The sequence below is a fragment of the Burkholderia aenigmatica genome, assembly GCF_048627025.1.
GTDB lineage: Bacteria > Pseudomonadota > Gammaproteobacteria > Burkholderiales > Burkholderiaceae > Burkholderia > Burkholderia aenigmatica.
The window spans coordinates 1-24,833 of record NZ_CP184475.1; the positions used below are offsets into that span (position 1 = coordinate 1).

The following is a 24,833-nucleotide window of genomic DNA, read 5'->3' on the forward strand; positions in this document are numbered from 1 at the left end:
ATGGCGATCTACCATCTGAACACGCACACGATAGGACGGGCGGCCGGGCATAGCGCCGTGGCTGCTGCCGCCTATCGATCCGCGTCGAAGCTGGTAGATGAGCGCACCGGGGAAGTGTTCGACTTCACCCGGAAAGGCGGCGTCCTGTCGGCCGAGATCGTCACGCCCGCAGGCGTTCCGGTTCCCGAGCGCGCCGCCTTGTGGAATGCCGCCGAGGCCGCCGAGAAGCGCAAGGATGCGCGAGTGGCCCGCGAGTGGCGGGCGGCCCTGCCGCACGAGCTGAACGAAGCCGACCGGCGCGAGCTTGCAACGCGCATGGGGCAGGCTATCGCCGACCGCTACGGCGTGGCCGTGGATGTGTGCATCCACGCCCCGGACAGGGAAGGCGACGACCGCAATTTCCACGTTCACATGCTGGCGACCACGCGCACCATTGGCGCGGATGGAGCGCTAGGCGCTAAGGCCGTCATCGAGCTGGCGAACAAGGACAGGCAGAAGGCGGGCATTCCTGGCACCAGCCAGGGCGACATTACCGACATCCGCCGCGAGTGGGCGGAGCTGACAAACGAGGCATTGGAGCGGGCCGGAATCAGCGCCCGTATCGACCACCGCAGCTATGCGGATCAAGGCGTTGAGCTGACGCCAACCAAGCACATCGGCAGCGACGCCGTGGCGATGGATAGGCGCGGCCTGGAAGCCGACCGCATCGACATTCACAACGCCGACCGGCAGGAGCAGGCGCGGCAGATCGCCGAGCGGCCGGAGATCATCCTAGACAAGATCACGGCGACGCAGGCCGTATTCACGCGCCGCGACATTGCCGCCGAGCTGAACCGCTACATTGACGACGCCGGGCAGTTCCAGGGCTTGCTTGCCAAGCTGGAAAACTCGCCGCTGCTGGTCGAGATGGAACCGGCGAACGGCCGCGATCCGGCGAAGTTCTCCACCCGCGAAATGATCGAGACTGAGCGCGGCATGGTGGAGTGCGCCGAGCGCCTGGCGCGCACCGGACGGCATGGCGTTTCCGGCCCGATCACGAACGCCGCGATTGATGGCGCGGGCACCCTGTCGGCCGAGCAGCAAAACGCTGTCCGGCACGTTCTCAAGCCGGGCAGCCTGGCCGTTGTCATCGGCGACGCCGGCACGGGCAAATCCTTCTCCATGAAGATAGCCCGCGAGGCGTGGCAGGCCCAGGGCTTCAACGTGCGAGGCGCGGCGCTGGCAGGCAAGGCGGCCGACGAATTGCAGGCTGGCAGCGGCATCGAAAGCCGCACGCTCGCCAGTCTTGAATTTGCGTGGAAGAACGGAAAGGACAAGCTCACTTCCCGCGATGTTCTCGTGATCGACGAGGCGGGCATGATAGGCAGCCGCCAGCTTGGCCGCGTGCTGAAAGCCGCCGAGCAGGCCGGGGCAAAAGTCGTCCTGCTGGGCGATGACAAGCAGCTTGCCGCCATCGAGGCAGGCGCGGCGTTTCGTGCCGTCGTGCAGCACGTCGGAGCGGCCGAAATTACCGAGGTGCGCCGGCAGAAACACGCCTGGATGCGCGAGGCCGGCCAGCAGCTTGCGCGGGGTTCCGTGGCCGATGGCCTGGCGGCCTACGCCGAGCGCGGCCACGTCCAAATCCACGGCAGCCGGGAGGCAGCGCGCGACGCCCTGGCGGCGTCCTATGTCGGCGACCAGGGCAAGGGAAGCCAGATCATCCTTGCCCATTCCAATGCGGACGTTCAGGCGCTTAACCAGGCCGTGCGCGATGCCCGGAAGGAGCGCGGCGAGCTGGCCGGTTCCGCCCGGTTCGTGACCGAGCGCGGCGGCCGCGAGTTCGCCGCCGGCGACCGCATCGTGTTCCTGAAAAACGACCGCGATCTAGGCGTGAAGAACGGCACCCTTGGCACCGTCGAGCGGGCCGAGGATGGCAGCCTGGCCGTTCGGCTGGACAGCGGCGAAGCGCGCCAGGTGCAGGCGTCCCAATATGCGGCCGTCGATCACGGCTATGCAGTCACGATTCACAAGGCCCAGGGCGTCACCGTCGATAGGGCTTACCTGCTGGCGACCCCCGGCATGGATAGGAGCCTGGCCTATGTCGGCATGACCCGGCACCGCGAGGCCGCTACCCTGTTTGCCGGGGCGGACGACTTCACCGACCGGCGGGCCGGGCGGCTGGTCGATCACGGCGCAGCGCCCTACGAGAACAAGCCGGAGAACCGGCCGAGCTACTTTGCCACCCTGGAGAACGACAAGGGCGAGCGGCACACCATTTGGGGCGTCGATCTTGAGCGCGCCATTGCCGCCAGCGGCGCGCAGCGCGGCGACCGCATCGGCTTGGAGCACGGCGGTTCGCAAACCGTGCGCCTGCCGGATGGCACCACGGCCGAGCGCAACACTTGGCACGTTCGCGGCGCGGCCGAGCTGGCCGCCGGGAAGCTGGCCCAGGTGCTGGGCCGCGAGCGGCCGAAGGAAAGCACGCTGGACTTTGCCGACCGGCGCGGCTTCGACGGCGAGAACGTCATGCGCCGCTGGCTCGAACGCGGCCGGGCCAAGGTGGCCGAGCTGGCCGGGAAGATGCAGCGCGCCATGCGCCGCAGCTTGGAGCGCCACGGCCGCCCCGACCTCATGCCCGCGACCGACATTGCCGGCCGTCCGGCCGTGCAGCGGCCGCAGCAGATCGAGCAGCCGGCAGCGCCGCAGCGGCCCCAGGCCGAGCGCCCGGCCCCCGACCCGCTGGCCGGGTTCCGCGCTGGCGTCGAGCGTGCCGAGGCGGCCGGCGGCGGCTTGGCGCTGGACGTGGCGAAGGCACAGCTTGCCGTCGCCCAGGAGTTCCAGGCGGCCGGGAAAGACCCCCGGCACCATGCGGCCGCGATCATGCAGGAAGGCCAGCAGAGGGCCTTTGCGGGCCTGGCGCAGCCGTCCCAGGCCAAGGCCGAGCCGGAGCGCCCTGCGGCCGTCCAGGTCAGCGAGCAAGACCGCAAGCGGGCCGAGATGTACGCCAAGCGAGAGGCCGACCAGTTCAAGGCGCTGGCCGTGAAGCGGCAGGCGGGCTTTGCGGGCTACACCGACCGCAACCCGAGCGCCTGGCGCGAGCTGCCGGCCGAGCTGCGCGAGCGCATCGAGCGGTTCAACGCTCTGCCGAAGGAGCGCCAGGCCGTCGAGCTGGACAAGATGCAGCGCGAGCTTGCCGACAGGTATGCACGCGACCCGAAGGAGATCGAGCGCAGCCGGCAGCGGCAGCGCGAGCAGGAACGCGGCAACGGCGGTTTGAGCCGGTGACGCGCCGTTTTCAACCAACCAGGAGCACGCACCATGAGCACAGAACCGACGAACGACGAGCTGGCCCAGGGCTACGCCAAGCAGATCGAGCAGGCGCAGCAGCGGCGCGAGGCGAAAGATCTTGAGCGGCTGGAACGCCACGGCCAGGCGGCCGCGCAGCAGTCCCAGGCCATCGAGGCCGAGCAGAAGCAAGGCCAGCAGGGCCAGGGCTTCGAGCTGGACGCCAGCCAGAAAGTCGAGCTGAACGAGATCAACGGCCAGCAGGCAAAGACGCTGGCAAAGGAATTAAACCGGGACAACGAGAACGGCGACCAGGTGAAGCAGGCCCGCGCCCGCGAGATCGCCGAACGGTTCAAGGAGAAGGCGGCGCGCGACCGGGAGCAGTCCCGCAGCTTTAGCCGCTGAAAGGCGGCGCCAGGGCGGCGGCAACCGGCCCAGGCGCCTAACCACAACCCCATCCGACAGAGGGATGAAATCATGGCTGAAACCAATGTTACCGGCGGCGCCCGCCGCGAGCTAACGAAATACCGCGTGACCTTCGCGGCCGCCGTCATCGGCCTGGCCGGGGCCGGCTGGATGTTCCAGGCGGCCTATGAGCAGCACATCAAGGTTTTGCAGATCGGCGACGACACCGGCCAGCGCCTGCAAATGCGCGGCCTCAACCACGACCAGGAGGGCGCGGAGCATGGGCAGCGTTGAATCCTGGCGGCGCGCTGCCCTGGCGGCCTACGTCCTGGCCGGTGTCGGCCTGGCCTCGGGCGGCTATGCCCTTGCCACCACGCAGGCGAACGTGAACGCCATCGCGGCCGCGCAGAAGCGTCTTGATGACGACGAGTGGAGCAAGCATCAGGCGCACGCCAAGACCGACAGCGCCCGCAGCGCCGCCGGCGAAGGCGTGGCGCTGGACGCCCGCCCCTACCCTGCCGCCGCCGATTGGGCGGCTGTGGCCGGCCAGGTGATGCCGTCCGTTGTCATGGTGGCCGTTATCGAGCGCGCCAAGGGCGACGGCAGCCGTAACCGGGCATGGCTTGTCCCTGGCGTTCAAACCAACCTGGCAACCGAGCTGCTGACCCGTTACCGGGCCTGGCAACACGAATGGGCGAAGGCCGACCAGGAACGCGAATGGGTGACGCTGGGCGCGGGCTTCCTTGTCGGCGACGGCTCTGTTGCAAACATGGGGCACGGCCGCGCGGCGTCACCCAGTTGGGGGATTAGGCAGCATTGGCGAAATGCTTATTGAGCATAATCATGGTTTCGGTCAGGGCCGAGGGTCCAATTCCGAATGCTCTTTCAACCAGGCGCACCTCCCCCATGATACCTGGCTGCAGGCACCATGCCTGGGCCTGTCCTTTGCGTAGGGCGCGCATGACCTCGAAGCCCTTGATCGTGGCGTAGGCCGTTGGCATCGACTTGAAGCCACGTACCGGCTTGATCAGCATCTTCAGCTTGCCGTGGTCGGCCTCGAGCACGTTGTTCAGATATTTCACCTGCCGGTGCTCGGTTTCCGCCGCCAGTTTGCCTTCGCGTTTCAGCTCAGCGATTGCTGCGCCGTAGCTGGGTGCCTTGTCGGTATTGAGTTTGGCCGGCTTTTCCCAGTCCTTCAGGCCACGAAGAGCTTTGCCCAGAAAGCGCTTCGCCGCTTTGGCGCTGCGTGTCGATGACAGATAGAAATCAATCGTGTCGCCCCGTTTGTCGACCGCCCGGTACAGGTAGGTCCATTTGCCCCGCACCTTTACGTAGGTCTCATCCAGACGCCAGCTCGGATCAAAGCCGCGCCGCCAGAACCAGCGGAGACGCTTCTCCATCTCCGGCGCGTAGCGCTGCACCCAGCGATAGATCGTCGTATGATCGACATCGATCCCACGCTCGGACAGCATTTCCTCGAGATCACGGTAGCTGATGCCGTATCGACAATACCAGCGCACCGCCCATAGGATGACCTCGCCGGTAAAATGCCGTCCTTTGAAATCGTTCATCGCAACTGACCTTGACAGTACATGAGCCCAATCTTGGAAACCGTGTCAGAGTTTGCAACAGAGCCAGAATTTGTCGGCTATTTTCTTTACTCATGGCGCTAGTTATAGACCGATCGGTCTATGGAGTAAAGCGAGATGTACGATATCTACTGATGGTTCCCACGCTCTGCGTGGGAACCCGAGCGCTGGACGCTCTGCCTACGCTTGCCGGGTTACGGGCGTGCCTGCCCGTTCGCTGGTCGAGCGGGAGCTCGACCCTCCCGTGTGCACTGTCGGGAAGGCCGAGTTCCAACTCGGCCAGTGCGCAGCAGTGTGGGCATCTAGATCAAGACGCCTTGCGCGCAGCCTTCGGCTCCCACGCAAACGGCGCAAAGGCGCGATCCACAGGCGTGGCGGCGACGTGGTTGGTGTAGTTGCTCATGACCTTCTGGGCCAGGCCGAGAATCACTTCCAGCACTTGGCGCTGACCGTACCCGGCGGCGTAGAAGGCGGCGAGTTGGGCCTGATCGACTTCACCGCGCTGACGCAGCATGGCCAGGGTGAAGGTGCGCAGGGCTTCGAGTTTGCTGTCGGGCAGCGGGGTTTCGTTGCGCAGTGCCTCGCTGATCTCGTCCGACACCTTCATCGCCTTGGCAATGCCGGTATGGGCCGGGACGCAGTAGTGGCAGCCGTGCTCGACGTTGATGGTTTGCCACACCACGGTCAGCTCGTCGGCGTTGAAGCTGCTGTTCTGAAACAGTGCGTGCAGAAGTTGATAGCCTTCCAGCAGCGCCGGTGCTTCGGCCATCACGGCGTGCAGGCCAGGGATCATGCCAAAGCCCTTGAGGGAGTTTTCCAGCAGTGGGCGGGCGGCTTCTGGTGCGCTTTCCAGACTGTGCAGGGTGAAATCGGACATGGTATTTCCTTCGTTGTTCGGTTTTTGATTGATTGCTCAAAAATACGCTAGCTGTATTTGAGTGTCAACACCGGGATAAAAACGGGCCAGGCACCGGTTTAAAAAGGGGCCAGTTGGGTTGAATAAAAAGCCCCATGGTTGAGGCTGGACAGCATCGGCAGCGGGGAAGCGGCTGTAGCGGAGCGGAAGCCGATTTCCCGCTGCCGATGGCCGCCTTTTGTCAGATCATTTTGCCTCCCCCTTGTCCTTCTGGCGCTTGCGGCTGCTGGTGAGGCGGAAGCTGTCACCATTCATCTCGAGGATGTGCACGTGGTGGGTCAGGCGGTCGAGCAGGGCGCCAGTCAAGCGCTCGGACCCGAACACCGATGTCCATTCATCGAAGGGCAGATTGCTGGTGATCAGCGTGCTGCCGCGTTCATACCGCTGGCTGAGCACCTCGAACAGCAATTCACCGCCCACTGCGGTGAAGGGCACATAGCCCAGCTCGTCGAGGATCAGCAGTTTCACCGAGGCCAGATGCTTTTGCAGGCTGCGCAGTCGCCGTTCGTCGCGCGCCTCCATCAAGTCATGGACCAGCGCCGCAGCGGTGGTGAAGGCCACGCTGTGCCCCTTCTGGCAAGCGGCCAGTCCCAGCGCGAGGGCGGTGTGGGTCTTGCCGGTACCGCTGGGGCCCAGCGCAATGACATTGCGCTGCCGCTCGATCCATTCTCCGCGCGCCAGTTCCAGCACCAGCGCCTTGTTCAGTGATGGCTGGGCTGCAAAGTCGAAGGTGTCAAAACTCTTGGTATGCGGGAACCTGGCCATGCGGATGCGACGCTCGACCATCCGGCGTTCACGGTCGATGCGCTCCAGTTCGCACAGGCGCAGCAGATAGCGCGGGTAATCGGCCCGATCCTGCGCGGCCTCAAACGCGACCTTCTCATATTCGCGCGCGAAGGATGGCAGCTTGAGTGCTTTGAGGGCTCTGTTGCAAACTCTGACACGGTTTCCAAGATTGGGCTCATGTACTGTCAAGGTCAGTTGCGATGAACGATTTCAAAGGACGGCATTTTACCGGCGAGGTCATCCTATGGGCGGTGCGCTGGTATTGTCGATACGGCATCAGCTACCGTGATCTCGAGGAAATGCTGTCCGAGCGTGGGATCGATGTCGATCATACGACGATCTATCGCTGGGTGCAGCGCTACGCGCCGGAGATGGAGAAGCGTCTCCGCTGGTTCTGGCGGCGCGGCTTTGATCCGAGCTGGCGTCTGGATGAGACCTACGTAAAGGTGCGGGGCAAATGGACCTACCTGTACCGGGCGGTCGACAAACGGGGCGACACGATTGATTTCTATCTGTCATCGACACGCAGCGCCAAAGCGGCGAAGCGCTTTCTGGGCAAAGCTCTTCGTGGCCTGAAGGACTGGGAAAAGCCGGCCAAACTCAATACCGACAAGGCACCCAGCTACGGCGCAGCAATCGCTGAGCTGAAACGCGAAGGCAAACTGGCGGCGGAAACCGAGCACCGGCAGGTGAAATATCTGAACAACGTGCTCGAGGCCGACCACGGCAAGCTGAAGATGCTGATCAAGCCGGTACGTGGCTTCAAGTCGATGCCAACGGCCTACGCCACGATCAAGGGCTTCGAGGTCATGCGCGCCCTACGCAAAGGACAGGCCCAGGCATGGTGCCTGCAGCCAGGTATCATGGGGGAGGTGCGCCTGGTTGAAAGAGCATTCGGAATTGGACCCTCGGCCCTGACCGAAACCATGATTATGCTCAATAAGCATTTCGCCAATGCTGCCTAATCCCCCAACTGGGTGACGCCGCGCGGCCGTGCCCCATGTTTGCAACAGAGCCCTCCAAGGGTAGATTTGTCAGGTTGAAACCTATGACCTTGGTACGCAAGTGTCAAGAATATCAAAAAACAACTCTATTCTGACGCGTCGGCATAATACATGTCATTTTCAGAAGACGACTGCACGGAATATCAGGAGTCGGCTGCACTGGTGGATTGCAGCGCGGTGTACAGGGCCGTCTTGCTCACCTTGAGCCGTGTAGCGGCCTCTCGGACATTAAGCCCGTTGGCGATGTGCTCCCGCGCTCGCTGCAACTTGTCGGCGGTGACAACCGGCTTTCGCCCGCCCTTCCTCCCACGAGCGGCGGCGGCAGTCAACCCGGCCTTGGTGCGCTCGCGGATCAAGTCGCGCTCGAACTGGCCCAGCGCGCCGAACACGTGGAAGATGAGCCGCCCGCCTGGCGTGGTGGTGTCGATGGCTTCCGTCAGAGAACGGAAGCCGACGCCTCGCGCTTCCAGCGCGCCTATCGTTTCGATTAGGTGCGGCATAGAGCGCCCGAGCCGATCCAGCCGCCAGACGGCCAGCACGTCGCCGTCGCGCAGGTAGGCCAGCGCATCAGCCAAGCCGGGGCGGTCGGCCTTGGCCCCGGAAGCCGTGTCCTCGAAAACGCGCTCGCAGCCTGCCTTGCGTAGCGCATCCGTCTGCAAGGCGGTGTCCTGTTCCGCCGTCGATACCCGCGCATAGCCGATCAGTGCCATTTGCCGCCTCTCTTGTCCGTCATTCCGTCCGCCTATCTTAATGTCCGACAACCCGTTGTGCAATAACTTTGCTGGACAGTGTCCGGCATGGCCGACTAATGATCGTTTGGCGGACAAGGCGACTGGCATCAGCCGAACAGCTCGCTATGGGAGCCAAGCCGCGCCAGTCGCAGGGTGTCGGCGTCGGACTTGCGGTAGATCAGCAGCAGGTCGGGCTTGATGTGGCATTCGCGGTAGCCCGCCCAATCGCCGGAAAGATCGTGGTCGCGGTATCGCACATCCAGGGGCTGATCGGTCGCCAGCGCGACCAGAACCGGCTTGAGGTCATCATTCGTGCAGCGGACTCCTGATACTGTTCGTTCAATAGACGACTGCACAACAGCCTTCAAACCGCGTTGTCTGGTGCAGTCGTCTTCTGAAAATGACAGCGAGAGGCAGCGCCAAGGCATCGAGCTGGCGAAGGCCGCCGGCAAGTATCGCGGCCGCCGGGCCGATCCCAAGCGCCGCGCCCAGGTGGTCGCGCTGCGCCGTTCCGGCCACAGCATCACCAGGACGGCCGAGCTGGCCGGGTGCAGCCCGTCCCAGGTCAAGCGGATATGGGCCGAGGAAGTGAGCCAGGCCGAAGCCCGCCGGCGCGGCGCGTTCACCGAGGACGCATTGACCGAGGCCGACGCGCTGGCGGCCGCCGACCAGGAGGGCGCGAAGGCATGAGAAATGGACGCTATCCCCTGCCCCCGCTTCGCCCCGAGCTGCAAGCCGCCCATGACGAAATGGACGCCAAGGGGGATTACTTCGCCTATGCCGTGTGCCGCACCCATGACGGCCAGGCTTGGGAAGTGACCACCAGGCAGGGCGGCATGTATGCCGCGCTCGATGGCCGGTATCTCGACCATGACGAGGCGATGGCCGCCGGCGTGGCTTGGCTGCTGGAACAGATCGACCGCGAGCCGACCGCCGACGAGGCGGCCTATCGGACGCTATGGGAGGCGCAGGATTTTAGCCGCTAAAGACCGTTCATAGACACCGCTTTTAATATTAAAAGAACATTCAAAAAGCGCGCCAACCCTATTGACGAAACCGCGCCAAGCCGGCACAATCTGGCACTGTAATTTAATATCCTTTGGAGGTGCCAATATGGTTCTTGACGATGGCGCAACATGGGAGGCTGTTCCCGACCCTATGGGGCTTGGGCGTGGCTGGACGGCCATCCGCCAGGGCGAAGACGAGCGCGGGCCATTCGAGGAATGGTGCGGCCAGTTCTTCCCCTCCGCGTCGGCCTGCCGCCAGGCCATCGAGGAGGGGCGCGCCGATGCCAAGCGTTAATATCCAAGACAGTGTTTTTCAACGTTCAATAACGGTGCGAACATGATTATTACAGTAGGAAACACAAAGGGCGGCGTCGGCAAGACGACGCTGGCCGTTCAGCTCGCCATCGCCCGCGCCTTGGCAGGGCGCGACGTGTGGCTGATCGACGGCGACCGCCAGGGCACGGCAGCGGCGGCCATCGCCGCACGGGCCGAGGGCGGGCGTCAGCCGGGGATTGCCTGCGCGCAATACGCGGACGGCCCGGCCCTGCGCGGCCAGGTGCAGCAGCAGCGGAACAAGTGGCAAGACATCATCATCGACGCCGGCGGCCGCGACTCGACCGCGCTACGGGCGGCGCTGATCTTGTCCGATGTGCTGCTGGTGCCGTTCGCGCCGCGTTCCTATGACGTGTGGGCGCTCGATGACATGGCCGCGCTGGTGGATGAAGCCCGGAGCGTCCGCGACGGCCTGCGCGCCTTCGCCGTGATGAACCAGGCCGACCCCGGCGAGCACTCGGCCGACAACGCCGACGCGGCTGCGGCCGTGGCCGAGGTTCCGCAGTTCGAGTACCTGGCAGCCCCCATCCGGCGACGCAAGGCGTTCAGCAATGCCGGCGGCGCTGGCCTGGCCGTGTCCGAGCTGGCCCCCCGCGACCCGAAGGCGATAGCCGAGATTGATAGTCTCGTTTCATCGCTTTTTAATATCCAACAAATCGCCTAACGGGAGTTTTTAGCATGTCAATACAGCGCAAACCCAAGACCGCCCCGGCAACCGCCGCCCAGGATGCTTTCATCCAGGGCGCACCCGACGCCAGCAAGGCCGCGCCGGCGGCCGCCTATGAGAAGGGCATCCCCAAGGGCCACAAACGGCAGATCACCTTGACCATTGCGCCCGAGCTTCTGCGCAAGGTCGATGAAGTCGCCAAGCGCACCGGCCAGGCCCGCGCCGCCGTCATCAACATGGCGATTTTCCGCGCCTTGGAAGGCGATATTTTCCAGAGCTAAAAGGAGTTCAAAGAGAATGAAAGTAATATCCAAGGGCAATCCATGAGCATTTGCGCCGCTTTAGCGGCTAAAACCAGGGCGAAGAAGGCCGGGCGGATAGCGCAGAACCTGGCCCAAGCGGCCCGCGAAAACGCGCAGCTCGGTTTGCCGGCGCCGTGGCAGCTCAATGGCATTTGGCTGGTGCCGCTCGAATCCGGCCGCGTGAAGCCCATAGGGTCGGCACCGTGGCGGCGGCCGAAGGCTTAGGAGACGGCATGAACAACCAACGCGGGAAAGGGCCGCAGCAGATCGGCGACCTATTGGGCGGTTCCCTGGGCGCTTCCTTGGAGAAGCTGAAAGCCGGGATCGATGCGAAGCAACAGAAGCGCATCGAGGCCGCCGCACGGCCGGGCGAGTCCAAGGAGCAGGTAGCCGCTAGGCTGCGCGACGAGGACGCCCGCGCCGACCGCGAGCGCAACGCCAGCAGCCCCGTTAAATCGCCCCCCCCTTCGCCGTCTATCCGCAAGCCGCCGACCGGCGACGAGCAGCCCGATTTTTTCGTGCCGTCGCTCTACGACGTGGGCACCAAGGATTCCCGCAGCATCATGGACGTGGCTGTGTTCCGCCTGTCCAAAAAGGACAAGCGCGCCGGCGGGGTCATCCGCTACGAACTGTCCGATGGTTACGTGGAGGTGAAGGCAGGCCCGGACGGCATGGCGTCCGTTTGGGATTACGACCTGGTGCTGATGATGGTTTCGCACCTGACCGAAGCCATGAACCGCTACCGCGAGGGCAGGGGCGAGAAGCCAGGCCGCACCTACCGGCCCCATGTGAGTGACATTCTCAAGTTTTGCCGCCGTGGCGACGGCGGCCGTCAGGCGGATGAAGTGGAAGGGGCGCTAGACCGGCTCAAGGGCACGACCATCAAGAACGTGCGCGAGCGGCCATCCGCCAACGGCCGGCGGCCCATGCGCGAGGTCGAGGCCGAAGGCTTGGTAAGCAGTTACAAGGTGCTGTCCTATACAGAGAACGGCAAGATTGCGTCCGTCGAGATCGAGGCCCCGAAGTGGCTTTACCGTGAAGTCACAGAAGGCAAGCGGCCGGACGTGCTGACCGTGCATCCCGACTACTTCCTGATTGACCCAGGCATCGGTCGGTTCGTCTATCGCCTAGCTCGCCGAGCGGCTGGCAAGGGTGAAGCGAAATGGGCTTTCCAGACGATCTACGAGCGCAGCGGCAGCGCGGGCACGTTCAAGGAGTTTCGCCGCATCCTGCGCAACATCATCGAGGCCAACGACCTGCCCGAATACGAGCTGCGAGAGGAAGCAGGGCAGGGCGGCCCGCTGCTGGTGATGATCTACCGCGACCGCGCCGACGAGGCGCTGCCGCCGCCGTCCGGTGTGTAATAGACGGAGATCGGCGCTAGGGCAAAATGTCCTAACGCCTGTTCAGGCAGGAACAGCCCCTGGCTTGTGGATAGTCCGTCGATTACCCACCCGAACCCGTCTATTACACACCGGCTTCCGTCTATCACCCACCCGAACCCGTCTATTACACACCGGCCACATTCGCAAGTCATTGATTAGTAATGGAAAACTGCCGATTTTCCCGGCTAAAACTCTTTAAAACATATAAAAACTCTTAAAACCCGCCTGGCCTGTGCATAAGTCGCGGCCAGATCGAACCGCCCAAGCGCCCTACGGGCGCACCTGCCCTCCGGTCGCTTCGCTCCCTTCGCCCCGCCGCCTACGGCGTCGGCCTGCGCCTTCGGCGGGGCACCCCTGCGGGGTTCCCCCGCTTCGCGGCTCCCCCTCCCGGCAATCGTGCTGGCCTGCGGCCAGGCTGCTTACCAAAGGCGCGGCCGCAGCCGCGCCAGTACCAGCTCCACCCCCTCGCCCTCATCGAGCGCCGCAGCAGCTCGAAAGCCAAGAAAAGCCAGGTTTAGCAAGGAAAAGCGGTTTGCCGAGGCCGTGCCCAACCTCAAACGCCAGCGCTGGCGTGACGGCCGCAGGTTGGACGCCAAGAGGGAAGGGCGGCAACGCCGACCAGGCCGACGAGCTGGCCAGCTTCGCCACTTCCGGCGATGACGGCCGCCGGCGCTCGAGCTCGCATCGCCAGGAATGACGATGCAGGCCCAGGGCAGGGCACCGCGCCCAGGCTGTCCAGGAGCGCCCAGGACGCACGAAGCCGGGCGCAGACGGGGGAAAGGGTCGGCCGACCCCTGAAAACGCCTCTACGGGCTTCCTGCGCCCGTTTTTCGCCGCCGACGCGCTCCCGGCCGGGCGCTGGCCGTGGCCGCCCGCGTAGCGTTCCTGTAGGGTTTGTAAAATTTCTGTATGGTCTTGTGTTTTGTAATATGTAGTAGTATTATACAACATACTACAACGCTACATTTTTACAGGAGCGCATCATGGCCGTGACCAAAGATGGGGATCTACGCCGGAACCCCAGAAAATTCCGTCGTTCCACATTGTGAACATTAATCGGCTTATTCCAGCCGAAGAATGTTGGAGCGACGTCCGGTGAGTGACATGACGGTCTCGGTCACACGGACCATCAGGACCGTTACGCGGGGCCCAGTTCGATTACATTGTGGGACAGGTCGAGACAATCTTCGCAGTCCCGGCAAACCCAGTGCAGCATCGGCCCGACCGGATCTGGATGGTCGCTGAACGTTGTCAGCGCCGCGTCGTACTGAGCATCGGACGTGCTCGAGCGCAGTATCCGCTCGAGATTAGACTCGATGCTGTCCAGGCTGCATTCACCGATGCCGGACTTGAACACCGTCACACCGCCTGACGGGTTGACCGCGAAGAAGAAAAACGCCTTCGTGTCGACCATGTGCGACAGGATTGTCCTGGCGATGAAGTTGCTCGGATTGATCAGCGCATTGAAGATGCGGTAGCCGTAAAACTCTAAGCCGAAGTGTACGACCTCGAAGTCGTCGGTGCCGCGTATCGAGTGGCCAAAGTTGAAACCGCTGCGTGTTACGTCGTTCGGAATGTCATCCACCGGCCGCAGTGCCAGGCAAGCATAGTGCGTCTGGCCCTCGGCCACGAGTCCCATCGCAAAGCAGGGCGCGCGCTCGGCCAGCAAGGCCTCGACAAAATTCCGGTTCATGCGGAGCGTTGGCAGCATCGGGCATCCTTCATCGTGAATCAAATCAACATTTGCCGACCTGGCTGTGCGGTGCGTCGACGTCGAACATCAAAGGCTATACATCGTCGAGCTCGAACAGCGCGCGATCGGCGGGCCGCGACAGATAATCGTCCATCATCGCGCGGAAATCGGCTTCATCCCACTCGCCGCGATCGACACGCCGCAGCAACGCCTCGCCGGCCAGCATGATCTTTCGCTCGCGATCCGCGCGCGTTTGCTTGACCTGCTGGCGCTGCGCCTTAGCTGCCGCTTTGCGGGCTGTTTTCAGCTCCTGCAGCTTTTCGTCTGTCGCATCGAGACGACGTTTCAGCATGTTCATTCTGGCGTCCTGTTCGAAGAAGCGGTTTGCGCGGGAAACCGGCGCGCCGGCGTGCGCCGGTTCGTTACATTCGCGCCGTACTGTCGCGCCCAGGTGCGTACCGAGGGAGCGATATCGACTAACGTCGGCGGCATGTTCGGCAACACATCCATCGTCCAGCCACCCAGCCGCTTTGGCGCAATATACGCCGGTCGCCAGCTGCCGTCGGCCAGGATATCGATCACGAACAGCGACGTGCCGACGCTCAGTCGCCAGGTGTTGACCACGGCTGGGGGTAAAGGATTACCTGGTTGTGGCATCGTATTCCACCGTAACAGGAATAAGGGATTCCAAGCCAGAACCGCCGAAAATTCGATCACTCCAATTCGAGCCCTGCAATGAGCGCGTCCAGGTCGATTTTGTTGTCGCTTTGAAAAGTGTAGTGCCCGTTCAAAAGGATATGCCGCCAGGCTGCCGGTGATATCTGCGTAAGCCGCGCCAGCGCCTTGGCGTTGCCACTGGCCTCCCATTTCGTCAGTAGATGCGACAGAATCGCCGAGTTGTAAAAAATGATGACGTTGGCGATCAGCCGGGCGCACTGGTTGCTGATCTCGATTTCGATGTCGGTGCGGCCGGTCAATTCCTTCTTGCCGCCGACCTGGGCGATGGTCGAACGAAGCTGATGGTAAGACTCGAGGCGGTTTTGGGAGCGATGCACGTTTCGCTCGAGCTGCGGGTCGCGCAGGTAACGCAACGTGTAGATGGTACGAATGAGCTTATCGAACTCAAAAATCGCGCGACGTGTCGGGTTTTCCTGCGAGTACGTACATAGTTTGCGGATCAGCGAGCCCTGCGTGATCTCTTTGAGGCCCAGCGTGGCGACGATCTGATCGATATTTGTCTTCTCACTGGTGATGAGCTGCCGATCGATTTGTCCGATCGGCTGAATCAGGCATTTCTCGTACAGCGCCGGGTCGTCGATACAATACAATTCCTGCAACTGGTCATCGAGGTTTGTGAAGCGAGGCTCGAAGCGCAACCCGAACCAATACAGGATAGCGAAGTTGGCTTTGTTGATGCTGTGCATGTCGCCGGTGATCGCAGTCGGCACTATATCCGACGTGTTGCGATACCAGATGTCGAACACGTGATGCGCCTCGTACTCGTGCGCGCCGATTAGGTAGCCGTTCAACGGGACATGATTGCACAGCAGCGTGTAGGCGACGACGCCTTTGCCTCGTCCGAAGTATTTGCGCGAGTAACGCGCCTTCACGGTCGGTCGCTCGACGCCGAATTTCTGCCCATCGACGGCGCTGTACAGCGCATCGAGATCGAACGAGTAGTACGGGAAGATCGGCAGCGCGGCGATGGCGTTGCTGATGCAGTCGTTGGCCGCATGCAGCGTCGCCTGACGCAGATACTGCTGGTAGGTGCTATCCAGAACGTGGTACGGAATGTCGCTGGTGCGCGCCATGACATGGTTGCCATGGTTCATTGCCTGAGCGATGATAACCGCCATCAGGCTATCGGCGTCCGCTACCTTCTTCGCGTAGCGCGGCTGCAATGGCGTCAGCGCCGACAGGAACTGGCACTGGCCGTTGACGAAGCGGAACACGTCGGCAACATCGCAGAATGGCAGTTGCTCGTAGAATGCCTGCTCACGCACCTTCTGGTTCTCGGTTTTCGGTTTGCGCCAAATCAGCTTCTGCGTATCCTTGTCGTATTCCAGGTGCGTAAGCTTGCCCTGTTTCAGCTCTCGGTTGAAGGCCAGCCATTGTGCATGCAACTCGGCCGCTAACGCATCGAGTTGGGCATCGATTGGCTGCTGCAGGAACGGGATCTCCATCTGCGCCAGCGCGTCGGCCTTCTCGTTCATCGAAACAAGCTCGTCGGAGAAGTGACGATGTTGCAGACTGTCGTCGAGATAGATCTCTCCCGACTGGAAGCGCTTCCGGATCTGGCGGTACAACCAGAATTCGTAGCGATCGGCGTGCAAACCGGTCGGCTGACCATCAGCGCCGAAGATCAGCAGGTACGGTCGCAGGCGCTTCGGCAGCGTGGCCGCGGGACATTCGGCGAGCGGTCGTTGTGACAGGCGCTGCTGTTTGGCGAAGGCCCCCTTGACCCAAGCCAGCGCCGCGAGCCACGGGTTGTCTGGGGAGGTGCCGACGAAGTCGAGCTCGACGTACAAGGGGCGCAGGTGACGGCGAATACGTTTGGCTAGGCCGTCCACCGCCAACCAGTGTAGTGCCAGTTGACTCAGCGGCTTGACCGTCATGCGTTGCGCCGTGTTTTGTAGCACATCTTTGGCCATGATTTTATAGGCGCGCTGACGCACCTCGCCGAACGGCGTCGGATCGGCTACGCTGTCGTCCACATAGAGCGACAACAGGCGGCCGATCTGCGGCGTTTCCCGATGGCGTTTTACTTGCTCGGCGATGAGTGACTGTTTCGCGCCCGCGCTGCTTTCTTCCTCGAGCTGCTTCATGTGGAAGGCCATCGCATCGACCAGGTTGTCGGTGAGCTGTCGGAAGCGCACCCAGGCGTAACACAGCAGGTAGAGCTGCGCCTGATCCGCCTTCAGGTTGCGCAGGTCGTGGACGGTATAGAAGTTCGCCAGGCTTGCGTAGTACAGCACGTTCTGCTGCGAGATATCCAGCCGGGGCAGCAGCGTCCTGGCGATTTCGTGCAACGGCTGCAGCGTGCCGCGCTTTTCGCGTTCGCGGACCATCTGACGCCAGCCGAAATTCTTGGCATCCTGTTTCAGCGCCGCCAGTTTCGACAGAGTATCATCGCGCACCAGAAGTTGGTCTAGCGCGGTTTGGGTCAATTCGTCCAATACGCCGGTGAGCAGGTCGCCCAGCCGCCGACGTTCGACGGACAGGGCTTCGCTGACTAGCTCTTGCAAGGTCGTGTAGCCGGGCCGGATCATCTTGTGCTCATTGAGCCACACGATGAGCTCGGCGGCGACGAATCCCGGTGTCACGTCGCGACGTACGATCTGCGCGGCCTGCTGCATGAGTTGCGGCAGGAAGGCGGCCACCCACGGTCGATAGCCGTACAGTTCAGCGATCTGTTCGCGCTGGGCGTAGTACTCGTGCCGGGTGATCGGCTTGCGTTCGAACGGCTCGCCGTGGAAATAGCGGCTCAACACGAAATCGTAATCGTCCTCAACCTCGTCCCAATCGAAGCGGAAGAAGGCGTGCTTGGACTTGAAGTAGCCAATCTGCAAGATGCAATAGACCTGCGCGGGTATGGAGGGCCGGCTACTGGCGAGCGCCAGTTCGGATTCGGTCAATGCCAGGTATTCCAGCCGCTGCGCATCGTCGAAATCAGGCAGGCCATACAGGGCTTCCTGTTCGGCGTCGGAAAAGACGCTGAGCAGCTTATTCTTGTTGATCATCGACCATCCTCTCCACGCAACGTCAGATCCTTCAATTTTGTGATATCACGACATGGGGTACGACAGAAATATTGAACTCCCGCATTCTACAGAGATAAGCTTTATTATCTCTGTGGCATTGTTTCCATATTAAACTCGATGACATGAAAACGCGCCCCACGAGCCCGTCCGCCGCCGACATCCCGACCGACTTTCCTGATGCTGATGCACTGGCAGCGCTGCGTGCCTGGTACGAGGGCGCATCCTCGCGTGAGGCGGCACACCGGTACATGCAAGATCGGCTCAGCCACAGCCAGTCAGCCCGCGGCGTCATCGGCCAGATCCGCCGGCAACTGGCACTTTATGCCCGTAACCGACAGCGGGCAGATCTGGCCACGCTGTTCGAATGCCCGGCCCAAAAGCGTATGCATCATGCGCGCGCCACCACGCAGGCTGTCGAGCTACTGCGCATCATGCCTGCGCCAGCTCCGCAGATCGGCGACGACATTGCGCACTGGCTGCCGAATCGCGCTGCCCGCACCCTGCACGCGGCCGGCATCCGGACCCTGGCCGATCTCACGGTACGGATTCCGCGTCGCCGGCAGTGGTGGACCGTCATTCCGGGTCTCGGGCCGGCCAGTGCAAGAAGGATCGAGGCCTTCTTTGCCGCGTACCCGGCGCTCACGGAGCGGGCCCGCGCACTGATCATCGCGGATCGGCAGTCAGTCGTGACGCCTTGGGAGCAACTACGGCTACCGCACGAGATCGACGGATCCGCCGGCGCCTTCCGCGCACCGGTGTCGGCCTGCATCCTCGGCGTCGACAACGATTACGACGCTATCCAGGCATGGCTCGCGTTGCACGAATCCCCGGCCACGCAGCGGGCCTACCGCAAGGAAGCCGAACGGCTGATTCTCTGGGGCATCGTTGCTCGCGGCAAGGCGCTGTCTTCGCTGACCACCCGGGATGCCACCGACTACAGGGCGTTTCTGCGCAGACCTACACCGCGAGAACGCTGGGTCGGGCCACCGCGGCCGCGCACATCAACGGACTGGCGCCCGTTTGTCGACAACCTCTCGGCCCGTTCGATTGCGCATGCGCTTGCCGTGCTCAGCGCCATGTTCCGCTGGCTGGTCGAGCAGCGCTACGTCGTGGCCAACCCATTCTCCGGCATCAAGGTACGCGGCAGCAAGCGCGCCATGGCTCTTGAAACCTCGCACGCTTTCACCGAAGGAGAATGGATGCTGACGCGCACCATCGCCAACGGGCTCGAGTGGTCGTACGGCTGGCAGGCGCCCGCTGCGCAACGGTTGCGGTTCATGCTGGATTTCGGCTACGCAACGGGACTGCGGATCAGCGAACTGGCTGACGCCACACTGCGCAGCATCGAAGTCGACGCAGCCGGTGATCACTGGCTGCACGTGGTCGGCAAGGGCGGCAAGCCAGCCCGCGTTACCCTGACACCCCTAGCGCGCACAGCGCTGGACCGATATCTGCAGGAGCGGGGGCTTCCTGTCAGCCGTGCTCACTGGAATCCGACCACGTCCCTGATTGGCAGCCTTGACGACGCCGATGCCGGCATCAAGCCCTTGCGGCTGTGGGAAGTCATGCGCCGGTTTTTTCGGCTCGTCGCGCAGATTATCAAGAACGACCATCCGGTGCTGGCTGAAAAGCTGCATCGGGCCTCTCCGCACTGGATGCGGCACACCCATGCGACCCACGCGATCGCCAGAGGGGTTGAGCTGAGCGCCGTACGAGATAACCTGCGTCACGCGTCGATTTCGACCACGTCGATTTACTTGCATACCGACGATGTAAAGCGGGCACGGCAGTTCGGGCAGGCATTTACCGACTGAGTTACTCGCTCGGCACGTCAGGCAACAAACCGATTGACGTTCACAATGTGGAATGACGGAATTTTCTGGGGTTCCGGCGTAGAACCCCAAAGAGCAGATTTTTTCCGCCGCTGACGAGCTGGCCGCCGGCGGCCAGAAGCCCACCCTTGAGGCCATCCGCCAGCGCACCGGCGGCAGCTACACCACCATTTCCCCGGCGCTGAACGAATGGAAGGCCCGGCAGGCCACGGCCGCCGCGCCGCTGCGCGAGCCTGCGCCCCAGGCTGTCGCCGACCGTCTGGCCGAACTGGGCGCGGACGTGTGGGCCGTGGCGCTCGACCTGGCAAACGCCCGCCTGGCCGTGGAGCGCGAGGCGCTGGAAAAGGCCCGCGCCGAGCTGGAAGCCGACCGCAACGAGGCAACCGAGCTGGCCGACAAGCTGGCGAGCGACGTGGAAGCTCTGCAATCCCGCCTGGCGTCCATCGAGGCCGCCGAAGCGGCCGCACGCGGCGAAGCCGACGAGCTGCGGGCCAGCCTGACCGCTGCCCAGGAACAGGCGCACACCGCCGAGGCCCGCGCCCAGGAGATCGAGCGCCGCGCCGGCGAGCTGCGCACGGAACTGGACAGGGCGCACCAGGACGCCGACCAGGCGCGCGGGGCTCTGGCCGAGCAGCAGAAGGCCAGCCAGGCCGCCGCCGCTCAACTCGACCAGGTGCGCGGCGAGCTGGTGAAGGCGCAGGCCAAGGCCGAGGCCGACCAGGAAGCGCACCAGGAGCAGCGCAAGACCGCAGCGGCCGAGGCGCACCGCATGGCCGAACGCCTCACCGCCGCCCAGGGCGAACGCGACCAGGCGCGGCAGGATGCCAGCGCCGCCCGCGAGGAAGCCGCCCGCCTGGCCGGGCAGCTCACGGCGCACCAGGAACAGAACGCCGCGCTGCTGGCCCGCATCCAGCCGGCGGCCGACCAGGACAAGCCGGCCAAGGGGCGCAAGTGATGCGGGCAGGGCTGGCCGCGTTCGCGGTCATCCTGGCGGCGACGGCCGCCCAGGCCGGCGAGCTGCGCGGCCGGGTGGTGGCCGTCGCCGATGGCGACACGCTCACCATTCTGGACGCCGGCCGCCAGCAGCGCCGCATCCGGCTGGCCGAGATCGACGCGCCCGAGAAGCGGCAACCCTTCGGCCAGCGGTCGAAGCAATCGCTTTCCGATCTTTGCTACGGCCGGGATGCCGTCATCGAGGACGGCGGGCGCGACCGCTACGGCCGCACCATCGGCCGCGTGAGCTGCGCGGGCATCGACGCCAACGCCGAGCAGGTACGGCGCGGCATGGCATGGGTTTTCGACCGCTACGCGACCGACCGGAGCCTCTACGCGATCCAGGACGAGGCGAGGGCGGCCCGGCGTGGCCTATGGCGCGATCCCCAGCCGGTGCCGCCGTGGGAATACAGGGCTAAAAAATAGTAAATGCACTGTTTTTAATGTTAAAAACAGTGCATCGCTTCGGGCTGATATTGACACTTGGGGGGCGGCTTTAGCCGCTGAAAGACTACTGGCCGCCGCGCCGCTGCCTGGCGGCGGCCAGGTCGATCACGTCCGCCGTGCGCCGGCCGGCGGCCTGCATCGGCGTGGCCGGGGCAGGGCGGCCGGGTTCCGCCTGGCGCGGCCGCCGGCGGAACAGTTCGAGCAGGAACGACCCCAGGAAGATGCCGGGAATGAACGGCAGCACGATCAGCACGCCCAGGGCCGAGGCCAGCGCCCGGAAGGGCTTGGCGAGCCACCGCAGCGGCCCGCGCAGCAGATCGGCCAGCAGGCCATCGAGCAACCAGAGCGCCACAGCCAGGACGAAGCCGCCGGCGGCGACCGTCATCACCGCGCCGCCGCCGAACCAGGCGGCCAGGCCGACCAGCAGCAGATAACCGATGACGACGAAAACCCACATGGCCGCGCCCGTCAGCTATGGTAGGGGTTCGCGTCGAACCGCCCGGCATACTCGGGATCAGCCAGATAGTTCAGCCGGTCGAGCAGGTACGGATATTCGCCCTTGACCAGCACAATCGGCTTTTCCGGGCCGAGGCGCATCACCTCGTCAGGCGTCAGCAGCTCACGCCCGGCGAACTGCTGGCTTGTGCCCTTGCTCTTGCCGCTGTTCATCGAGCCGCCGCCGCCGGAAATGCCGGTGCCGCTGTTCTTGCCGCTGTTCTCTGTCTCGAACTCGATGGTGGCTTTGCCCAGGCTGTCGCTGATGTATTTGGCCGTGTCGTAGTCGTCCGTTCCATAGAACGACTTGGCGCTGTTCGCCAGGAAGGTTTGCCACTTCGGATAGGCACCCTTGAGCTGCGACAAGTCTTGAATGAACACCCAGAAGGCCAGGCCGTAGCCGCGCAGCAGCGAAACGGCGTCCTCGATCTGCTTCATGTAGCCGAGCTGGCCGAACTCATCGAGCAGGAACGCGACCCGGTGCGCGGGCTGCACGTTGCTGGACGTGATGGCGGCAATCACCGAGCTGATGAACAGGCGCAGGAATCGGGCATTCGGGCCGATGCGGTTGGCCGGCATGACCAGGTAAACCGTCATGGCCGTGGCCTTGATTTCCGACAGGTCGAAGCCGGAGCGCGACAGCGCCGCCGCGATGCGCGGGTCATCCAGGAATGCCGTATTCCGGCGGGCCGTCGAAAGCACCGAGCCGCGTTCCTTGTCGGCCATCCCCATGAGCGTATTTGCCGCCCTGGCCGGGATGCCGAAGGCGGCCGTTTCGTCAGCGGCCATCATGCCCAAGAGGTCGAAAAACTCCGCTTCCCCGGCCGTCAGCAGCCGGCGCAGCTCGCCCAGGTTCCGGCGCTCCACGTCATCCAGTCCGGCAACGTGCAGCATCAAGCCTTGCAGGAAGTTCTTGGCGGACTCATCGAAATGCACGCCGTCGCCCTTGCTTTCGGAGATCACCAAGGCATCGGCCAGGATGGCCGATTCACTCACGCAATCCGGGTTCCACACGTCGATCCGGTCAAGCACGTTGAAGGCCGCGCCGCCGTCGCCATTGACCGCGAACGGATCGACCACATGCACGGCCTGGCCGAGCGCCCGGCGGGCGCGAGCCGTCACGGCCGCGTTTTCGCCCTTCACGTCAAGCACCAGGGCCGAGCCGGGATAGTCCAGGAGGTTCGGGATCACCGCGCCAATGCCCTTGCCGGAGCCGGTCGGGGCGACCGTCACGACGTGGCCGGTAAAGCGGAAACGCTGATCGAGGCCGGCGGACGCATCGGCCACCCGGCCCAGGGCGAAACCGGCAGGTTTTCCGGGCGCGACCAGGTGCCCGGCCTGGCGGATTTCCGCGACCGTGCCCCACCTGGCCGACCCATGCGTGACCGGCTGCGCGCCGGGCGCGGAAGCGGCTTGAACGGCGGCCGCGCCGATGCTGGCAGCGCCGCCCGGTTCGCCCTGCAATCCGGCCCGCAGGTTGTCCAACCAGGCCCCCAGGACGCGCAGCCGATGGCCCAGGGTGGAGCCTTCGCCGAGCTTGGACGCCAGCGCGCCGCAGATGCGGCCGCCCTGCGCATACATGGCATAGGTGCCGACCAGGGTTGCCGCGATCATGGCCCAGGACGGCAGGAACGGAACCAGCACGAACGCCAGCACCATTGCCGACGCCGGCAGCAGGTAGGCGAGGGCGGCCGCGCCCGCCAGCGTGATCGGGTTTTGTTTGCGCTTCACGGCCACCACGACCGCGCCGAGCATCAGCACGAAAAGGACGAAGAAGAAGATGCCCCAAACCTCGGTGATGCGCCGGGCGAAGCCGCCGAAATAGCCGCTTGCCGTGCTTCCGGAAAGCTGCTCCCGGCGCGTCGCGGCCTTCTGCTCAACCTGGCCGCGATACTCCGCTAGAACCTTGTCGCCTTCCGCAGCCGCCAGCCCCTTCACGAACTCAACGCCCCGCGTCACGGACTGCTGCACCACATTGACGCCGGCGGTAGCCGCCGCCGCCGGGCGTTGGCCGTCCAGACCGCCGGAAATCCGGGCGCTGAACTCGTCCAGGTTCGCCGCCGTTCCCAGGCCCGCGTTCTGCAAGAAAAGGCCGAGGTCGGCGCGATACAGGCTAAGGATGTTCGCCGCGCCAACGGCGTTCCGGCTCGCCAGCGCGGCCGCTTCCATTTCCTTCAAAACGGGCAGCAATTCGGCCCACTTGGCGCGGTAGGCTTTCCAGTCTCCTGCGTTCGTCGCCATCGCCAAATCCTGCTGCCCAATGTCGAGCTTTTGCAGGTTCGCTTCCCACGTCCGGTAGGTCGATTCCTGCGCGTCACAAATGCGCTTCACCCAGGCGTCAGCATCAGCCGCGCCGTAGAGCTTTCCGGCTTCGGCAGCCGGGTTGCATTCAGGGAAAACGCGGGCGTGCGCCGTGTTCGCCAGAGACAGGACGAACGCCCCGAAAAACACCGCCACAACGGCGGCCCACAATCGCGCTGCTAGAGCTTCAAAATCCATCATGCTTCACCTCTCTGTCAGGTAGAAATTGACGGCTAGGAACGGTTGCCGCCGTCCTCTCCATCATCGGAAAAAGCCGCGTCGCCCGCCGCCTCAAAGCGCGCTTTGGTGGCGTCAGCGTTCGGCCCTTTGAGCGCGCCGGCCGCGAGGGTCAAAGCGCCCAAGATCACGGATGCAGGATAGTCCGCCATGCCGGACTTGATGACCAAGCCGCCAAGCTGAATCTTGCGGCGTGCATCTTCTCTCCTGGCGTTCATACGAAGGCGTCCTAAATCGCGTTCAGTTCGCGCCAGGCGCTGCCGGAGCCGGGGCAGCTTGCTTGGCTTCGCCCTTGCGAAATTTCGAGGCGATAGCCTCAAACTCCTTCCGCATGGCTGCGTCGTCAATGTCGAGATCGCCGAGACCGGCGGCAATGGCAATCTTGCCGATGCGTTCAGCGGCCTTGCTTTCGAGTTCGGCCAGTTCTGCCTTGATGCGGTTCAGCTCGGCCAGCTTGTCGGCCTTGCGTTCGGATAAGGTCTTTCGTGCCATCGTTACAGCTCCTTTCGTGATTGTGGGTTATGCCCGCGTGATGTTATCACCTTGCGACGCTGGTAGGGAAGGCACGGCGCTGGTATAGTCATGCAGCGAAGCGAAATGCGCACTTACGGGTTGCTGCGCAACCCTCATGCGGCCGGGGATACCCCGGCACCCCTTTTTAGCGGCTAAAACGCCAAGGGAAGAA

The 24,833-nt window shown here is 63.8% G+C and carries 26 protein-coding genes and 1 pseudogene; 14 read left to right on the forward strand and 13 right to left on the reverse strand.

The window, feature by feature from the left end; genetic code table 11:
- The 4 genes from traA (at nucleotide 1) to ACN8ZM_RS41530 (ending at nucleotide 4,504) form a co-directional block, all read left to right on the forward strand.
- A complete protein-coding gene (traA, locus tag ACN8ZM_RS41515) occupies nucleotides 1-3,264 on the forward strand; it encodes a Ti-type conjugative transfer relaxase TraA (protein WP_104874797.1) in 3,264 nt (1,087 codons plus the stop codon).
- 33 nt (nucleotides 3,265-3,297) lie between these two features.
- Nucleotides 3,298-3,669 carry a hypothetical protein gene (locus ACN8ZM_RS41520; RefSeq protein ID WP_079651109.1) on the forward strand — a complete coding sequence of 124 codons (372 nt, stop codon included), beginning with the start codon at nucleotides 3,298-3,300 and terminating at the stop codon, nucleotides 3,667-3,669.
- Between the two features lie 72 nt (nucleotides 3,670-3,741).
- On the forward strand, nucleotides 3,742-3,963 hold the full coding sequence (locus ACN8ZM_RS41525; protein WP_104874799.1) for a hypothetical protein: 222 nt from the start codon (nucleotides 3,742-3,744) through the stop codon (nucleotides 3,961-3,963).
- The gene (locus ACN8ZM_RS41530) at nucleotides 3,950-4,504 is read left to right on the forward strand and encodes a hypothetical protein (protein WP_420213612.1); all 555 of its coding nucleotides are present in this window, start codon (nucleotides 3,950-3,952) and stop codon (nucleotides 4,502-4,504) included. Before ACN8ZM_RS41525 ends, ACN8ZM_RS41530 begins: the two co-directional genes overlap by 14 nt.
- On the opposite strand, the gene ACN8ZM_RS41535 is transcribed toward ACN8ZM_RS41530, so the two are convergent.
- The 3 genes from ACN8ZM_RS41535 to istB all read right to left on the reverse strand — a co-directional run bounded on the left by ACN8ZM_RS41535 (nucleotide 4,476) and on the right by istB (nucleotide 7,149).
- On the reverse strand, nucleotides 4,476-5,240 hold the full coding sequence (locus tag ACN8ZM_RS41535) for an IS6 family transposase (RefSeq protein WP_006949122.1): 765 nt from the start codon (nucleotides 5,238-5,240) through the stop codon (nucleotides 4,476-4,478). The two genes, ACN8ZM_RS41530 and ACN8ZM_RS41535, sit on opposite strands and share 29 nt — an antisense overlap.
- A gap of 325 nt (nucleotides 5,241-5,565) precedes the next feature.
- Nucleotides 5,566-6,135, reverse strand: a complete 570-nt coding sequence (locus ACN8ZM_RS41540) for a carboxymuconolactone decarboxylase family protein (RefSeq protein WP_281616642.1) — start codon at nucleotides 6,133-6,135, stop codon at nucleotides 5,566-5,568.
- A 225-nt stretch (nucleotides 6,136-6,360) separates the two neighbouring features.
- Nucleotides 6,361-7,149 carry an IS21-like element helper ATPase IstB gene (istB, locus tag ACN8ZM_RS41545; protein WP_420213613.1) on the reverse strand — a complete coding sequence of 263 codons (789 nt, stop codon included), beginning with the start codon at nucleotides 7,147-7,149 and terminating at the stop codon, nucleotides 6,361-6,363.
- Between the two features lie 11 nt (nucleotides 7,150-7,160).
- On the opposite strand from istB, the gene ACN8ZM_RS41550 reads away from it, so the two are divergent.
- Nucleotides 7,161-7,925 carry an IS6 family transposase gene (locus tag ACN8ZM_RS41550; protein WP_006949122.1) on the forward strand — a complete coding sequence of 255 codons (765 nt, stop codon included), beginning with the start codon at nucleotides 7,161-7,163 and terminating at the stop codon, nucleotides 7,923-7,925.
- Nucleotides 7,926-8,107: 182 nt separating this feature from the next.
- On the opposite strand, the gene ACN8ZM_RS41555 is transcribed toward ACN8ZM_RS41550, so the two are convergent.
- Entirely contained in the window at nucleotides 8,108-8,674 is a 567-nt protein-coding gene (locus tag ACN8ZM_RS41555) for a recombinase family protein (RefSeq protein ID WP_003159185.1), read from the reverse strand.
- Between the two features lie 128 nt (nucleotides 8,675-8,802).
- Complete coding sequence (locus tag ACN8ZM_RS41560; RefSeq protein ID WP_012585400.1) at nucleotides 8,803-9,051, reverse strand: type II toxin-antitoxin system YafQ family toxin; 249 nt, start codon at nucleotides 9,049-9,051, stop codon at nucleotides 8,803-8,805.
- A 46-nt stretch (nucleotides 9,052-9,097) separates the two neighbouring features.
- On the opposite strand from ACN8ZM_RS41560, the pseudogene ACN8ZM_RS41565 reads away from it, so the two are divergent.
- The 6 genes and pseudogenes from ACN8ZM_RS41565 to ACN8ZM_RS41590 all read left to right on the forward strand — a co-directional run.
- Nucleotides 9,098-9,385: pseudogene (locus ACN8ZM_RS41565) on the forward strand (helix-turn-helix domain-containing protein); the annotation flags it as partial.
- Complete coding sequence (locus ACN8ZM_RS41570) at nucleotides 9,382-9,681, forward strand: hypothetical protein (RefSeq protein WP_171887555.1); 300 nt, start codon at nucleotides 9,382-9,384, stop codon at nucleotides 9,679-9,681. The pseudogene ACN8ZM_RS41565 and the gene ACN8ZM_RS41570, both read left to right, overlap by 4 nt.
- A 127-nt stretch (nucleotides 9,682-9,808) precedes the next feature.
- Entirely contained in the window at nucleotides 9,809-9,997 is a 189-nt protein-coding gene (locus ACN8ZM_RS41575) for a hypothetical protein (RefSeq protein WP_171887554.1), read from the forward strand.
- A gap of 42 nt (nucleotides 9,998-10,039) precedes the next feature.
- Nucleotides 10,040-10,699, forward strand: a complete 660-nt coding sequence (locus tag ACN8ZM_RS41580) for an AAA family ATPase (RefSeq protein ID WP_061512176.1) — start codon at nucleotides 10,040-10,042, stop codon at nucleotides 10,697-10,699.
- Between the two features lie 14 nt (nucleotides 10,700-10,713).
- Nucleotides 10,714-10,983, forward strand: a complete 270-nt coding sequence (locus ACN8ZM_RS41585; protein WP_080445232.1) for a CopG family transcriptional regulator — start codon at nucleotides 10,714-10,716, stop codon at nucleotides 10,981-10,983.
- 254 nt (nucleotides 10,984-11,237) lie between these two features.
- A complete protein-coding gene (locus tag ACN8ZM_RS41590; RefSeq protein WP_061512173.1) occupies nucleotides 11,238-12,368 on the forward strand; it encodes a replication initiator protein A in 1,131 nt (376 codons plus the stop codon).
- A 1,159-nt stretch (nucleotides 12,369-13,527) separates the two neighbouring features.
- On the opposite strand, the gene ACN8ZM_RS41595 is transcribed toward ACN8ZM_RS41590, so the two are convergent.
- The 4 genes from ACN8ZM_RS41595 to ACN8ZM_RS41610 all read right to left on the reverse strand — a co-directional run bounded on the left by ACN8ZM_RS41595 (nucleotide 13,528) and on the right by ACN8ZM_RS41610 (nucleotide 17,822).
- Nucleotides 13,528-14,100 carry a hypothetical protein gene (locus ACN8ZM_RS41595; RefSeq protein ID WP_007180433.1) on the reverse strand — a complete coding sequence of 191 codons (573 nt, stop codon included), beginning with the start codon at nucleotides 14,098-14,100 and terminating at the stop codon, nucleotides 13,528-13,530.
- A gap of 76 nt (nucleotides 14,101-14,176) precedes the next feature.
- Complete coding sequence (locus tag ACN8ZM_RS41600) at nucleotides 14,177-14,440, reverse strand: hypothetical protein (RefSeq protein ID WP_007180432.1); 264 nt, start codon at nucleotides 14,438-14,440, stop codon at nucleotides 14,177-14,179.
- Entirely contained in the window at nucleotides 14,437-14,799 is a 363-nt protein-coding gene (locus tag ACN8ZM_RS41605) for a hypothetical protein (protein ID WP_156903410.1), read from the reverse strand. The genes ACN8ZM_RS41600 and ACN8ZM_RS41605 overlap by 4 nt, the downstream gene beginning before the upstream one ends.
- Nucleotides 14,796-17,822 (reverse strand): Tn3 family transposase, encoded by a 3,027-nt coding sequence (locus ACN8ZM_RS41610; protein WP_007181927.1) that lies wholly within the window; start codon nucleotides 17,820-17,822, stop codon nucleotides 14,796-14,798. Before ACN8ZM_RS41610 ends, ACN8ZM_RS41605 begins: the two co-directional genes overlap by 4 nt.
- A gap of 143 nt (nucleotides 17,823-17,965) precedes the next feature.
- Here ACN8ZM_RS41610 and ACN8ZM_RS41615 point away from each other — a divergent pair, with 143 nt between their 5' ends.
- The 3 genes from ACN8ZM_RS41615 to ACN8ZM_RS41625 all read left to right on the forward strand — a co-directional run bounded on the left by ACN8ZM_RS41615 (nucleotide 17,966) and on the right by ACN8ZM_RS41625 (nucleotide 21,094).
- Nucleotides 17,966-19,657 carry a site-specific integrase gene (locus tag ACN8ZM_RS41615; protein WP_007180429.1) on the forward strand — a complete coding sequence of 564 codons (1,692 nt, stop codon included), beginning with the start codon at nucleotides 17,966-17,968 and terminating at the stop codon, nucleotides 19,655-19,657.
- A 97-nt stretch (nucleotides 19,658-19,754) separates the two neighbouring features.
- Nucleotides 19,755-20,630 (forward strand): DNA-binding protein, encoded by an 876-nt coding sequence (locus ACN8ZM_RS41620; RefSeq protein ID WP_420213615.1) that lies wholly within the window; start codon nucleotides 19,755-19,757, stop codon nucleotides 20,628-20,630.
- Nucleotides 20,630-21,094, forward strand: a complete 465-nt coding sequence (locus ACN8ZM_RS41625; RefSeq protein WP_171887552.1) for a thermonuclease family protein — start codon at nucleotides 20,630-20,632, stop codon at nucleotides 21,092-21,094. Before ACN8ZM_RS41620 ends, ACN8ZM_RS41625 begins: the two co-directional genes overlap by 1 nt.
- A gap of 85 nt (nucleotides 21,095-21,179) precedes the next feature.
- On the opposite strand, the gene ACN8ZM_RS41630 is transcribed toward ACN8ZM_RS41625, so the two are convergent.
- Genes ACN8ZM_RS41630 through ACN8ZM_RS41645 form a run of 4 tightly spaced genes read right to left on the reverse strand, consistent with a single transcriptional unit; the run spans nucleotide 21,180 to nucleotide 24,640 of the window.
- Nucleotides 21,180-21,572: a hypothetical protein gene (locus ACN8ZM_RS41630; RefSeq protein WP_171887551.1), complete on the reverse strand. Its 393-nt coding sequence runs from the start codon at nucleotides 21,570-21,572 to the stop codon at nucleotides 21,180-21,182.
- A gap of 11 nt (nucleotides 21,573-21,583) precedes the next feature.
- A complete protein-coding gene (locus ACN8ZM_RS41635; protein ID WP_420213614.1) occupies nucleotides 21,584-24,112 on the reverse strand; it encodes a type IV secretory system conjugative DNA transfer family protein in 2,529 nt (842 codons plus the stop codon).
- Between the two features lie 32 nt (nucleotides 24,113-24,144).
- The gene (locus ACN8ZM_RS41640; RefSeq protein ID WP_171887550.1) at nucleotides 24,145-24,366 is read right to left on the reverse strand and encodes a conjugal transfer protein TraD; all 222 of its coding nucleotides are present in this window, start codon (nucleotides 24,364-24,366) and stop codon (nucleotides 24,145-24,147) included.
- A 22-nt stretch (nucleotides 24,367-24,388) separates the two neighbouring features.
- Entirely contained in the window at nucleotides 24,389-24,640 is a 252-nt protein-coding gene (locus tag ACN8ZM_RS41645) for a TraC family protein (RefSeq protein WP_129994635.1), read from the reverse strand.
- Nucleotides 24,641-24,833 lie beyond the last annotated feature (193 nt).